Annotated in this window: 9 protein-coding genes; all 9 read right to left on the bottom strand. The window is 71.9% G+C overall.

Translation table 11 applies throughout. From position 1 onward, the window contains the following. Positions 1–7: 7 nt before the first annotated feature. The 9 genes from ACSMHG_RS05215 to ACSMHG_RS05175 all read right to left on the bottom strand — a co-directional run bounded on the left by ACSMHG_RS05215 (position 8) and on the right by ACSMHG_RS05175 (position 13,099). Entirely contained in the window at positions 8–3,007 is a 3,000-nt protein-coding gene (locus tag ACSMHG_RS05215) for a glycosyl hydrolase (RefSeq protein ID WP_435742372.1), read from the bottom strand. Between the two features lie 69 nt (positions 3,008–3,076). Next, positions 3,077–4,582, bottom strand: coding sequence for a rhamnulokinase (locus ACSMHG_RS05210; RefSeq protein WP_435742371.1), 1,506 nt, complete (start codon positions 4,580–4,582; stop codon positions 3,077–3,079). After that, a complete protein-coding gene (locus ACSMHG_RS05205; RefSeq protein WP_435742370.1) occupies positions 4,579–6,627 on the bottom strand; it encodes a bifunctional aldolase/short-chain dehydrogenase in 2,049 nt (682 codons plus the stop codon). Before ACSMHG_RS05205 ends, ACSMHG_RS05210 begins: the two co-directional genes overlap by 4 nt. A 4-nt stretch (positions 6,628–6,631) precedes the next feature. Next, positions 6,632–7,804: an L-rhamnose isomerase gene (rhaI, locus tag ACSMHG_RS05200; protein WP_435742369.1), complete on the bottom strand. Its 1,173-nt coding sequence runs from the start codon at positions 7,802–7,804 to the stop codon at positions 6,632–6,634. 1 nt (position 7,805) lies between these two features. Then, the gene (locus tag ACSMHG_RS05195) at positions 7,806–8,186 is read right to left on the bottom strand and encodes an L-rhamnose mutarotase (RefSeq protein WP_435742368.1); all 381 of its coding nucleotides are present in this window, start codon (positions 8,184–8,186) and stop codon (positions 7,806–7,808) included. A gap of 149 nt (positions 8,187–8,335) precedes the next feature. Further along, the gene (gene rhaS, locus ACSMHG_RS05190; RefSeq protein ID WP_435742367.1) at positions 8,336–9,373 is read right to left on the bottom strand and encodes a rhamnose ABC transporter substrate-binding protein; all 1,038 of its coding nucleotides are present in this window, start codon (positions 9,371–9,373) and stop codon (positions 8,336–8,338) included. Continuing rightward, positions 9,370–10,479, bottom strand: coding sequence for an ABC transporter permease (locus tag ACSMHG_RS05185; RefSeq protein WP_435742366.1), 1,110 nt, complete (start codon positions 10,477–10,479; stop codon positions 9,370–9,372). Before ACSMHG_RS05185 ends, rhaS begins: the two co-directional genes overlap by 4 nt. Further along, positions 10,476–11,531 carry an ABC transporter permease gene (locus ACSMHG_RS05180; RefSeq protein WP_435742365.1) on the bottom strand — a complete coding sequence of 352 codons (1,056 nt, stop codon included), beginning with the start codon at positions 11,529–11,531 and terminating at the stop codon, positions 10,476–10,478. The genes ACSMHG_RS05185 and ACSMHG_RS05180 overlap by 4 nt, the downstream gene beginning before the upstream one ends. Then, positions 11,528–13,099 carry a sugar ABC transporter ATP-binding protein gene (locus ACSMHG_RS05175; protein ID WP_435742364.1) on the bottom strand — a complete coding sequence of 524 codons (1,572 nt, stop codon included), beginning with the start codon at positions 13,097–13,099 and terminating at the stop codon, positions 11,528–11,530. The genes ACSMHG_RS05180 and ACSMHG_RS05175 overlap by 4 nt, the downstream gene beginning before the upstream one ends. Positions 13,100–13,150 lie beyond the last annotated feature (51 nt).

Here is a 13,150-nt window from a genome sequence, read left to right as displayed (position 1 = left end):
CGAACCATCAGGTGGTCAGGGTCCTCTCCACGTAGGGAACCAGGCGCACCGGGCCTGCGAGGCCGTACTGCTGCCTGGTCGCGACGCCGTAGACCTCCGGGGTCACGGTGCGCAGGCGGTTGATGAGCGTGCTCGCCACCTCGACCTCGATCACGTTGCGCCCGGCCCGCAGCCGGCCGCCGAGGTCGACGGTCGTGTCGAGCACGTCGCAGGCCGGGAGCGCCTCGCCGTTCACGCTCACCCGGAAGGTGTCGTTGACCTCGCCGAGCTCGAGGAGCGCACCGTCGGTGCGGCTCCAGTCCCGGGGCAGCTCCACCACGGTGCGGTAGCGCCCGACGCCCGAGACGTCCTCGAACCCCGGGACCTGGGTCCACGGCACCGGGCTGGTCAGGCTGGCCCGACGCAGCGGACGGACGGTCTCGGTGGCGGAGCCACCGGGCTGCCAGTCCTCCACGACGAGCTCCCACGACGCCGGGGTGACCGGCTCGACCACGCGCTCGACCTCGGTGCGGACCGTGCGCCCGCTGGCCAGGGTGGCGGTGTGCGTGCCGGCGGTCGCGGCGCGCAGGACCAGGTCGCGGCCCTCGCGGCGCACCTCCCCCGAGGACGAGACCACGACGGGGACCCGACGGTCGCCCGGGTGAGCCGGTCCCAGCGCGACGACGGTCGACTGGCCGGGGAGCAGGTCGATGCCGACCCGGACCCGGTTGCCCTGGCGCTCGTACGTCGCGACGGGGGTGATCGTGCCGGTCCACGCGTCGAGGAGGAACGGCACCGCGTCGTCACGGGTGGCGGTCAGCCACACGTCCTGGGTGACCCGGTTGAGCCGGCGGTTCTCCGCGTGCTTGGCGTTGGCCAGGTAGTAGAGGTCAACGTCGTCGACGACGCGTCGGACGTGCATCACCGTCGAGGACTCGTGGACGACGTCGCGCTCCACGCCGAGCTGGTCGAGGGCGGCGCCGATCTCGTTCTCCTGCATCACCACGCGCGTGCGCGGCGCTGCGGCGACCTCGCGGAACAGCGCGCGCAGCTCCTCGACCTCTCCCGGGTCGGGCATGCCTTCCGGCAGCGCACCCGCGGCCCAGTCGCCCAGCAGGACGATCGGCAGGCCGGCGCGGGCGAAGTCGCGCAGCCGGCGGGCCGCCTCGACCTGCAGGGTCAGCACCCGCCCGCCCAGCTTGTCGGGCCCGAGGACCAGTGCCTTGTACGCCGGGCCGTCGGGCGCGAGGACGCCGTCGCAGACCTCGACGATCGGGAGGTCGAGCAGCGGCGTGGTCACGAACGAGTGCGACCAGCCGACGTGCGTGCCCTCGCGGGTGACCCAGTGCGGGCCGACGCCGGTGGACGCCCAGCCCTTCTGCCGCAGGAAGACGATGTCGTAGGTGGGGCGCCCGGTCTGCAGGACCAGCTGGGTGCGGGCCAGGTACGCCGCGACGTCGGGCATGTGCCGCCACTGCGGCGTGCGGGGACCCCAGGCCTCGCCGTACCCGATCGCGCCGTCGTAGTACGGCGAGAACGCGGCGAAGCCGGGCCAGGTGACGTCGGGGGCGTCGGCGTACGCGAACCCGTGCAGGACCGCCTGGTTGACGCCGGCGGCGAAGATGCTGTTGAGCGTCTGCAGCGCCCGGTCCCACGTGGTCTGGTAGGCCGCGCCGAAGTAGCACGCCGCCTCGGAGGAGAGGATGGTGCGGCCGCCGAGGTCGCGGCCGCCTGCCATCACCCGGTAGTCGTCGAGGTTCTTGAACCCGAGCGACTCGGTCTCCGGCTCGTCCAGGAGTGCCGCGTGCTCGACGGTGTCGGTCTCGAGCCCGTAGGGCTGGACGCGCAGGCCCATGCCGAGGCTGCGGGCGAAGTCCTGCAGCGGCAGGAGGTGGTGGTCGCGGTAGAGGTCGGAGAGGACCTGGTTGAAGTCGTCGCGCAGCTGGGTGGTCTCGGGGCCGCCGAAGGTGAACTGGTACTTCTCCTTCAGCTCGACGACGACCGGGAGGAACGGGAGCAGGTCGTAGCCGGCCCGCTCGCGGAACTCCTCGAGCATCCGCGGGGTCCAGATGGTGGTCTCGGTCTCGATCTCGAGGGAGTCCTCGAAGAGGTGACCGCCGGCTGCGCCGAGCAGGCGGCGCATCTCCCGGTCGAGGACCCGGTCCTGCCACAGCGAGATGACGGCCTGGGACCCGGCGGCGGAGAAGTGGTCGACGACGTAGGACTTGGGGTTGGTGTGCGGGCCGGCCTCCGGCTCCTGCGCCGAGCCGCGCACCCAGTAGGACAGGACGACCCAGTCACCCTCGGCCGGCGCGGTCCAGCTGAGCCGGCCGTCGGCGACCTCGCCGGTCAGGTCGACCAGGGAGTCGCGGTGCAGCAGCGTGCCGTTGCGGTCGGTGGCCCCGGCCCGGAAGGCCTGGACGGCCAGCAGCTCCTGGCGGGTGACCCCGGCGTGCGGCTCCTCCAGCGGCGCGGGCACCGGGCCGTCGTACGTCGCACCGCCGGCCACGTCGGCGCGGCCGTGCGCGAGCTCGGTGCACGCCGCCTCGTCGTCGGGGGTAATCGTCGGGACGGCGGCCGGCCACGAGGGGCCCACCGTGATGTCGATGCGCACGTCCCGCTTGGCGCCCTGCCGCAGCGCCGCCTTGACGCCGGCGACCCAGGCAGCGGAGCCCCAGCCGTAGCGGTCCAGGTCGATCTCGATGTCGCGGGCCCGCAGGGAGTGCGTCACGTCGGCGACCTCGAGGATGCCGAACCCGGCGTCGGCGACCTGGTCGACCTCGCGGGCGATCTCGACCGGGTCGACCATGCCGTGCGGCCACCACCAGCGGAAGCCGGCCGCGGTGTCGGTGCCCGGCGCCTGGAAGGCCCGGGCCAGGTCGCGCGGCAGGGAGTGGGGGTGCGGCTTGGCCGGCGCGGCACCCGCGGGCTGGGCGACGGCGGTGGCACCGGCGGCCACGGCGGCCGCACCGAAGAGCGTGCGGCGGTGGACCGAGAGGGAGGGCTTGCTCGTGCGCGTCTGGCTCATGAAGGCTCCGGTTGGTCGTGGGAGGGCTCGTGGGGAGGGGAGGGACGTTCGGTCGTCGTCGGTATGGGGTCAGCGGGCGGGCAGGCGGGTCTCGGCGGCGGCCCAGTCGGTGGTGCCGCGGGGCTCGTATCGGTGCAGCTGGTGGGTGCGCCGGACCAGCGCGCGCATGGCAGGCAGGTCCGGCAGCGCCACCCCGAGGGTGCGCGCCTGCACCAGCGCGTTGCCCAGGGCGGCCGCCTCCGCCGGGCCGGCGAGCACCGGCACGCCGCAGGCGTCGGCGGTCAGCTGGCACAGCAGCGCGTTCTTCGAGCCGCCGCCGACGACGTGCACCACGTCGACCGGGTGGTCGGCGAGCTCGGCGGCGGTCCGGACGTGCCGGCGGTAGGCCAGGGCGAGCGACTCCAGGATGCACCGGGCGGTCTCGCTGGGGCTGGAGGGCACCGGCTCGCCGGCCTCGGCGGCGATGCGGGCGATCCGCCCCGGCATGCTGTCCTCCTCGCTGGCGCCGCCGGGCGGCAGCAGGCGAGGGTCGTTGATGTCGACGACGGTCCGCAGCGGCTGGGCCTGCGAGGCCGCGTCGAGCAGGTTGAACAGGTCGGTGCCGGGGACCTGGCGGTCGGCCCAGTGGCGCAGGCACTCGGAGAGCACCCACAGGCCCATGACGTTCTTGAGGAACCGGACCGTCCCGTCGATGCCGCCCTCGTTGGTGAAGTCGGCGAGCCGAGCCTCCTCCGAGAGCACCGGCTGGTCCAGCTCCAGGCCGACCAGCGACCAGGTGCCGGAGGAGATGTAGGCGAACCGCTCCCCCTCCGCGGGCACCGCGACGACCGCCGAGGCGGTGTCGTGGGAGCCCACCGCCACCACCGGCACGTCGGTGGCGAGCTCGAGCTGGGCGGCCAGGTCGGCCGAGACCTTCCCGACGACGTCCCCGGCGTCGCGCAGCGGCGGCAGCACCGACCACGGGATGGCGACCTCGTTCGCCAGCTCGCGGGCCCACTCGCGGGCACGCACGTCGTAGAGGCCGGTCGTGGAGGCATTCGTCCGCTCCGCGCCGATCTCGCCGGTGAGCCAGTAGCCGAGCAGGTCGGGCAGGAGCAGCAGCGTCTGGGCCGACTCGAGCGCGGCGGTGCCGTGGGCGGCGACGAGCTGGTAGATCGTGTTGAACGGCAGCTGCTGGAGGCCGGTGACGGCGTACATGCGCTCGGCGCCGACCCGCGCCACCACCTGCTCGGCGATCCCGTCGGTCCGGGAGTCCCGGTGGGAGAACGGGTTGCCGAGCAGGTGGCCGTCGCGGTCGAGCAGGCCGTAGTCGACGGCCCACGAGTCGATGCCGATGCCGTCCAGCGCCCCGGAGCGCGCGACCTTGCGGATGCCCTCGACCACCTCGCGGTGGATGCCGAGCACGTCCCAGAAGAGCGACCCGCCGGCGCGCACGCCGCCGTTGGGGAAGCGGTGCGCCTCGCGGAGCTCCAGCCGGTCCCGGCCCCCGCCGGAGCCGGACTCGACCGTCGCGGCCATGATGCGACCGCTCGTCGCACCGAGGTCGACGGCCGCGACGCGCACCGCTCCGGTCACCGGAGGAAGGCCGCCGCGACGCCGGCGTCCACGGGGACGTGGAGGCCGGTGGTGTGCGACAGGTCGGGGCTGCACAGGACGAAGACCGCGTTGGCGATGTTCTCCGGCAGCACCTCGCGCTTGAGGATCGTGCGCTGCGCGTAGAACTTGCCGAGGTCCTTCTCCTCGACGCCGTAGACCGCGGCGCGGTTGGCGCCCCAGCCGCTGGCGAAGATGCCGGAGCCCTGGACCACGCCGTCGGGGTTGACGCCGTTGACCTTGATCCCGTGCGCGCCCAGCTCGGCGGCGAGCAGCCGGACCTGGTGGGCCTGGTCGGCCTTCGCGGCGGAGTAGGCGATGTTGTTGGGACCGGCAAAGATCGAGTTCTTGCTGGAGATGTAGACGATGTCGCCGCCCATCTCCTGCTCGACCATCACCTTCGCGGTCGCCTTGGAGACCAGGAACGAGCCCTTGGCCATCACGTCGTGCTGGAGGTCCCAGTCGGCCTCGGTCGTGTCGAGCAGCGCCTTGGACAGCGAGAGCCCGGCGTTGTTGACGACCAGGTCGAGGCCGCCGAAGGCCAGCACCGCCGCGTCGACCATCGCCTGGACGGCGTCGGCCTTGCTGACGTCCGCGGCCACGCCGACGGCCACGTCGGGCCCGCCGATCTCGGCCGCGGCCGCCTCGGCCTTCTCCAGCGACAGGTCGGCGACGACGACGCAGGCGCCCTCGGCCGCGAGCCGCTTGGCGGTCGCCTTGCCGATGCCGCCGGCGGCACCGGTGACCAGCGCGATCCGGGTGGCGAGCGGCTTCGGCTTCGGCATCCGCTGGAGCTTGGCCTCCTCCAGCGCCCAGTACTCGATGCGGAACTTCTCCGCCTCGTCGATCGGGGCGTAGGTGGAGAGGCCCTCCGCGCCGCGCATCACGTTGATGGCGTTGACGTAGAACTCGCCGGCCACGCGGGCGGTCTGCTTGTCCTTGCCGAAGGAGAACATGCCGACGCCGGGCACCAGCACGATGAGCGGGTCCTTGCCGCGGATCGCCGGGCTGTCCGGGGTGGCGTGCCGGTCGTAGTAGCCCTGGTAGTCCTCGCGGTAGGAGACCGCGAGCTCCGTGAGCCGGGCGATGCTGTCCTCGACCGAGGCGTCCGCGGGCAGGTCGAGCACGAGCGGCTTGACCTTGGTCCGCAGGAAGTGGTCGGGGCAGGAGGTGCCCAGCGCAGCCAGGCGGGGGTGCTCGGCGGACGCCAGGAAGTCCAGCACCACGTCGGAGTCGGTGAAGTGCCCGACCATCGGCCGGTCGGCCGAGGCGATGCCCCGGATGGTCGGCGCGAGCGCGGCGGCCTTGGCGCGGCGCTCCGCGTCCGGCAGCGCGGCGTACCCGTCGAGGGCCGGGCCGAACGGCTCGGCCTTGCTGTTCTCCGCGATGTAGTCGGCGGCGGTGTCGATGATCCACAGCGACCGGGCCTCGGCCTCCTCGCTGGTGGCGCCCCACGCGGTGATGCCGTGGCCGCCGAGGATGCAGCCGACCGCCTGCGGGTTCTTCTCCTTGATGGCGGCGATGTCGAGGCCGAGCTGGAAGCCCGGTCGGCGCCACGGGACCCAGACCACCTTGTCGCCGTAGATCTCCTTGGTCAGCGCCTCGCCGTCGGCTGCGGTGGCGATCGCGATGCCGGAGTCGGGGTGCAGGTGGTCCACGTGCGCGGCGTCGACGAGGCCGTGCATCGCGGTGTCGATCGACGGGGCGGCGCCGCCCTTGCCGTGCAGGCAGTAGTCGAAGGCCGCGACCATCTCGTCCTCGCGCTCGATGCCCGGGTAGACGTCGACGAGGGCGCGCATCCGGTCCAGGCGGAGCGCGGCGAGGCCGGAGGCCTTGAGGGTGCCGAGGTCGCCGCCGGAGCCCTTGACCCAGACGAGCTCGACGGGCTCGCCGGTGACGGGGTCGGTCTCGGTGCCCTTGGCGGAGGTGTTGCCCCCGGCGTAGTTGGTGTTCTTCGGGTCCGCGCCCAGACGGTTGGAGCGCTCGATCAGAGCGGCGACCGTCGGGTTGAGCTGCTGGTCTGTCATGGGGTCAGTTCCATCCTGCCTGCGTCCCGCCGATGCGGTCCGCCTCGATCTGCTGCTGGTGGCCCGACTCGGCGTACGCGCGCATCGGGTTGGCCGGGAGTCCCCGCTCCTCGCGCCAGGCGGCGAGGTCGGCGCGGACGTCGGTGGAGAAGGCGTCCATGAAGACCTCGTGCGCCGCGAGGACGTCACCGGCCTCCTGGGCCACGGCGAGCGCGTCCCGGTCGACGAGCAGCGCGCGCGCCGTCATCTCCTGGACGTTCAGCACGGACCGGATCTGGCCCGGGATCTTCGCCTCGATGTTGTGGCACTGGTCGAGCATGAAGGCGACCTCGGAGTCCGGGTTGGTGCCCGGGTAGCCGCCGCCCCGGATGACCTCGAAGAGGATCCGGAAGAGCTGGAACGGGTCGGCCGCCCCGACGATCAGGTCGTCGTCGGCGTAGAAGCGGCTGTTGAAGTCGAAGGAGCCCAGCTTCCCCAGGCGGAGCAGCTGCATGACGATGAACTCGATGTTCGTCCCCGGCGCGTGGTGGCCGGTGTCGAGGCAGACCGTCGCGCGCTCGCCGAGGGCGGCCACCTGGACGTACGACGTGCCCCAGTCCGGGACGTCGGTGTGGTAGAAGGCCGGCTCGAAGAACTTGTACTCCAGCACCAGGCGCTGGTCCTCGCCGAGCCGGTCGTAGATCGTCGACAGCGACTCGTGGAGGCGGTCCTGGCGGCCGCGGAGGTCGGCCTGGCCCGGGTAGTTGCTGCCCTCGGCCAGCCAGATCTTCAGGTCGCGGGAGCCGGTCGCGTCCATCACGTCGATGCACTCGAAGTGGTGGTCGATGGCCTTCTGGCGGATCTTGGCGTCGGTGTGGGTCAGGGCGCCGAGCTTGTAGTCGTCGTCCTGGAAGGTGTTGGAGTTGATCGTGCCCAGCGCGACGCCCTGGTCCTCGGCGTAGCGGCGCAGGGCGGCGTAGTCGTCGACGAGGTCCCACGGGATGTGCAGCGCGACGCTCGGCGCGAGGCCGGTGAAGCGGTGGACGGTCGCGGCGTCGGCGACCTTCTCCTCCACGGTGCGGGCGGTGCCGGGCGAGCCGAACACCTTGAACCGGGTGCCGGAGTTGCCGAACGCCCACGAGGGGAGCTCGATGGCCTGCGGCTCGAGCAGGGCCGCGATCTGGCTGAACGTCGTCATGTCACTTCACTTCTTCGTGCGTCGTGGGGTTCGTGGCGGGCTCGTCGAGCGCCGCGAGCTGGTCCTCGAGGTGGAAGACCTCCTCGAGGACGAGGAAGCCCTGGTCCGGCGGTACGCCGTCGAGCTCCTCGAAGAACTCCCCCATCTCGGCCTGCCACCGCGCGTTGACCTCGGTGGCAGCCATGCCGGCCTGCGCCTGCTCGAGCGACGGCGTCTCGACGTAGCCGATGAGCAGCCCGTCGGGGCGCAGGAAGAGGGAGTAGTTGTGCCAGCCGTGCTCGTGGAGGGCGCGGAGCATGTCCGGCCAGACGGCACGGTGGCGCTCCTTGTACTCCTCGAGCCGGTCGGGCTTGACCTGGAGCTGGAAGCAGACCCTCGTCATGGTGAGACGTCCTTCCTCGGCCGAGTCTCGGGGCAGGTGCGGGCAGGGTGCTCCCACCCGGCCGGCGCGGGTGGGCCGGCCGGGAGGGAGCGGGGGACGCAGCACGGCTGCTGCGGCGCCGGCCCTGGTGCGGGCCGGTCCCGGGGGGATCAGAAGTCGAAGTCGCCGATGTTCTCGCTGTTGAACACGAACGGCTCGCCCAGCAGGACGACGCTGTCGGCGCCGACGGTGTACTCGCCGAGGCGACCGGCCTCGAAGGTGTCGCCCTCCTCGCCCTCGATGTCACCGGAGGCGAGCGCCTCGGCAGCGAAGGTGGCGAGGTAGCCGAGGTCGGCCGGGTTCCACAGGGCGAACGCCTCGACGGTGCCGTCCTCGATGTACTGGCGCAGCTGGTTCGGCGTGCCCAGGCCGGTCAGCTTGACCTTGCCCTGGGCGTTGCTGGTGGAGAGGTAACGAGCGGCCGCGGCGATCCCGACGGTGGTCGGGCTCACGATGCCGTCGAGCTCCGGGTACTTCTGCAGCAGCGCGGACGTCTCGTCGAACGACTTCTGGTCGTCGTCGTCACCGTAGACGGTGTCGACGAGCTCGATGTCCGGGTGGTTCTCCTCGAGCTCGGTCTTCATGAGCTCGATCCACTCGTTCTGGTTGGTCGCGTTGGCCGCGGCCGAGAGGATCGCGATCTGGCCCTCGCCCCCGATCTGCTCGGCGATCAGGTCGACCTGCGCCTTGGCGATGCCGGCGCTGTCGGCCTGGCTCACGTAGAGGTCGCGGCACTCCGGGTCGGTGTCGGAGTCGAAGGTCACGACGCTGGTGCCGGCGTCCTGCGCCTCGGTGAGCGCGTCGCAGATGGCGGTCGGGTCGTTCGCGGAGACGATCAGGCCGTCCACGCCCTGCTGGGCGGCGGTGTTGATGAACGGCACCTGCGCGTCCGGCGTGGCCGTGTCGGGGCCGACCTCGTCAAGGCTGACGCCGAGCTCGTCGGCCGCCTCCTCGGCACCGTCGGTGCTGGTGTCGAAGTAGGGGTTGCCCAGGTTCTTCGGGAGCATCGTGAGCGCGAGGTCGCCACCGCCCTCGCCCGAGCCGTTGGCGGACTCCCCGCCGTCGTCGCTACCGCATCCGGTCAGCGCGAGGGAGGCAGTCAGGCCGACCGCCACGAGGGCGGACAACCGTCGGTTGGTGTGCTTCATGCTTGTGCCTTTCGTGAGTCGGTCGCCGACTGCCGGCGCCTGACGAGGGCCCAGGGGCCCCGCTTGCCTCCGCCGGACCTGCCTGCGATCCAGGAGAGGAGACTGGTGGACATCACCGATGCGATCAGCAGCAGCCCGATGATGATGTTGATGAGGTTGACCGTCTGGCCCTCCAGGCGCATCGCGCTGGAGAGGACGCCGATGAGCAGGGCACCGGCGAGGACGCCGTGCAGCGCTCCGCGGCCGCCGAAGATCGAGACCCCACCGAGGAGGACCGCCGCGATCACCTGGAGCTCCAGGCCGGTCGCGTTGTCGCCGCGGGCGCTGCCGTAGCGCAGCGTGTAGTAGATGCCGGCCAGCGCGGAGATCACGCCGGAGAGGACGAAGAGCACCAGCTTGGTGCGCTCGACGTTGACGCCGGTGAAGTGGGCGGCCTCGGAGTTCAGCCCGATCTCGTACACGCCCCGCCCGAAGGGCGAGAAGTGCAGGAGCAGCACGAAGGCGATGATCAGCACCGCGATCGGCACCAGCACCCACGGGTAGCTGGACCCGTCCTGGATCCGCTGGGTGGCCAGGTCGGTCCACTTCTCGGGGAAGTCGGTGATCGCCGTGGTCCCCAGCAGGCCGACCGCGATGCCGCGGTAGAGGGCCAGCGTGCCGATGGTGACCGCGAGCGAGGGCAGCCCGACGTACGCGACGAGGAACCCGTTGAAGGCGCCGCACACCGCGCCGACCACGACCGCCAGCAAGGCGGCCATCGGCAGCGAGAGCCCTGCGTCTTGGTGCAGCACCCCGACGAGGACGCTGGTGAGTCCCACGGTGCTCGCCACCGAGAGGTCGATCTCGCCGGTGATGATGATCATCGTCATCGGCAGTGCGATGAGCAGGATCGGGGTGATGTCGAGGAAGAGGTAGTACAGCGTCAGCGGGCCGTCGAAGTTCGGCACGTTGGCCTGGGAGTAGAAGAAGACCACCAGGACCAGCGCGATGATCGCGAACTCCCGCGTCAGCAGGGCCCGCTGCCACAGCGGACGCGAGTACGCGGGGTAGCTGCGCTCCGCGGCCGGCGTCGCCGCCGCGGCGGGGGTGCGGGTGTCGACGCTCATGCGGAGTTCCTCGCTTCGTCACGGGCGGCCACCAGCTGGCGCTCCTGGCGGGCGGCCAGCACCCGGTCCAGGACGATGGCGGCGATGATGAGGGCACCGACCACGGCGCGCTGCCAGAAGTCGGAGATGCCGACGATGGGCAGGGCGCGGTTGATGGTCACGAGCAGGAAGGCGCCGATGGCCGCACCCCACACGGTGCCGCTGCCGCCGAAGATCGCGACTCCACCGATGACCGCGGCGCCCACGGCCTGGAACTCGATGCCGAGGCCCGCGCCGGAGCTGACCGTGCCGTACCGCGCGGCGTAGACGACGCCGGCGAGGCCCGCGAGCGCGCCGCTGAGCACGAAGGCCGCGATCACCCGCCGGGTGATCGGGAGACCGTACAGCTTCGCGGCCTCGGGGTCGGAGCCGATGGCGTAGAACTCACGTCCGCCCCGGGCGGTGTGCAGGTAGTAGCCGACGGCGGCGAGCACGGCCAGGGCGATGATCGTCAGCACGGGGATCGAGAGCACGGTCTTGGTGCCGAGCGCCAGGAAGTCGCCCGGCATGTCGGAGGCGTTGATCCGGTCGCTGCCCGCCCAGGTCAGGAAGATCCCCCGGTAGACGTAGAGCGTGCCGAGGGTGATCACCAGCGCCGGCACCTTGCCGAACGCCACCATGACGCCGTTGACCAGGCCGAGCAGGCAGCCGACGGCGATCCCCGCCAGGAAGACCACCAGGATCGGCAGGTTCGGGTTCTCGGAGAACAGCTTCCCGGTGAGGTAGGCGGTCAGCCCGAGGATCGAGCCGACCGAGAGGTCGACGTTCCGGGTGACGATGACGACGGCTTGCCCCACCGCGAGCAGCAGCAGCAGCGACGGGGTGACGAGCAGGTTGCGCCAGCCGTCGGAGCTGAAGACGAACCCGCTGCTCTGGAACGTCGTGAACACGATGATCGCGATCAGGACCAGGGCGACCGCGAGCTCGCGGGAGTGCAGCAGGGTGGACACCAGGCTGCGGCTGTGCGGCGAGTGCTCCGCCTGGTCGGCGGGGCGGTCGAGGACGGTGCTCACGCCGGCACCTCCTTGGTCAGGTCGTTGCCGGCCGGCACGGCTGCGGTGCTCGCGTGCTCGGCCTGGGTGGAAGAAGACGTGGCGGCCCGCATGACGCTCTCGGGCGTGGCCTCGGCGCGGTCGAGCTCGGCGGTGATCCGGCCCTCGCAGACCACGAGGACGCGGTCGGCCATCCCGAGCACCTCGGGCAGCTCGGAGGAGATCATCAGCACGGCCATGCCTTGGCCGGCGAGCTCGGAGAGCAGCCGGTGCACCTCGGACTTGGTGCCGACGTCGATGCCCCGGGTCGGCTCGTCGATGATGAGCAGGCGGGGCTCGGTGGCCAGCCACTTGGCGATGACGACCTTCTGCTGGTTGCCCCCGCTCATGGTGGCGGCGTGCATGTCGAGCGCGTTGGTCTTGACCTCGAGCTTCCCCGCCCACGGCTCGGCCGCGCGGTTCTCGGCACCCGAGGTCAGCAACCCGGCCTTGGTGAGGCCACGACGGATGACGCCGGCGACGTTGCGCGCGACGGAGCCGTCGGTGACCAGGCCCTGCTTGCGGCGGTCCTCCGGCACGAAGGCCATGCCGGCCCTGATCGCCGCGCGGGGGTCGCGGGGCTTGATCGACTGCCCGGCCAGCCGCACGGTGCCCGCGTCGTACGGGTCGACCCCGAAGACGGCGCGGGCGATCTCACTGCGCCCGGCGCCGACCAGCCCGGCGAGGCCGACGATCTCGCCCGCCCGGACCTCGAAGGAGATGTCGTGGAAGACGCCGGCCCGCTGGAGGCCGTCGACCTGCAGCACCGGGTCGCCGATCGTCGCGGGCGTCTTCGGGAAGAGCTCGGAGACCTCCCGGCCGACCATCCGGGACACGATCTCGTCGACGGAGGTGTCGGCGACGGCGTCGGTGGAGACGTACTCCCCGTCGCGCATGACCGTGACCGTGTCGCAGAGCTCGAAGACCTCGTCGAAGCGGTGGGAGATGAAGACGAGGGCACGTCCCTCGTCGCGGAGGCTGCGCGCGACGGCGAAGAGCCGCTCCACCTCCACGCCACTGAGCGCAGCGGTCGGCTCGTCCATGATGAGGACGCTGGCGTCCAGCGAGATCGCCTTGGCGATCTCGATGATCTGCTGGTCGGCGATGGAGAGGCCGAGCGAGGGGCGGCGCGGGTCGATGCGCACGCCCAGGCGCTCGAAGAGGCCGAGGGCCTCGCGGTGCATGGCGGCCCGGTCGATGCGGCCGAAGGAGCCGCGGGGCTGGCGACCCATGAAGATGTTCTCGGTCACCGAGAGGTCGGGGAACAGCGTCGGCTCCTGGTAGATCACCGCCACCCCGGCCGACTTCGACTCGGCCGTCGAGCCGAAGTCGACGTCCTCGCCGTGGAGCCGGAAGGTGCCGGAGTCGCGCCGGTGCACACCGGCGACGATCTTCACCAGGGTCGACTTGCCTGCGCCGTTCTCACCGACCAGGGCGTGGATCGAACCGCTCTCCACCACCAGCTGGCCGCTGCGCAGGGCAGCGACCGCGCCGAACGACTTCGCGACGTCGCGCAGCTCGAGCGCCACGGGGGACGACTGCTCGGTCACGGCACCTCCTCGGGTTCCTCCCCGCCAGAGGCCGGCCCGGAGGGGCCCGCA

It is taken from the genome of Nocardioides ureilyticus, assembly GCF_051280745.1.
In the GTDB taxonomy this organism is placed as follows: Bacteria; Actinomycetota; Actinomycetes; order Propionibacteriales; family Nocardioidaceae; genus Nocardioides.
This window is presented reverse-complemented; position numbering and strand designations above follow the sequence as displayed.

Coding starts and splice junctions, on each gene's coding strand:
- ACSMHG_RS05215 (WP_435742372.1), bottom strand. CDS start 3,007: ATGAGCCAGACGCGCACGAGCAAGCCCTCCCTCTCGGTCCACCGCCGC.
- ACSMHG_RS05205 (WP_435742370.1), bottom strand. CDS start 6,627: ATGACAGACCAGCAGCTCAACCCGACGGTCGCCGCTCTGATCGAGCGC.
- rhaI (WP_435742369.1), bottom strand. CDS start 7,804: ATGACGACGTTCAGCCAGATCGCGGCCCTGCTCGAGCCGCAGGCCATC.
- ACSMHG_RS05195 (WP_435742368.1), bottom strand. CDS start 8,186: ATGACGAGGGTCTGCTTCCAGCTCCAGGTCAAGCCCGACCGGCTCGAG.
- rhaS (WP_435742367.1), bottom strand. CDS start 9,373: ATGAAGCACACCAACCGACGGTTGTCCGCCCTCGTGGCGGTCGGCCTG.
- ACSMHG_RS05185 (WP_435742366.1), bottom strand. CDS start 10,479: ATGAGCGTCGACACCCGCACCCCCGCCGCGGCGGCGACGCCGGCCGCG.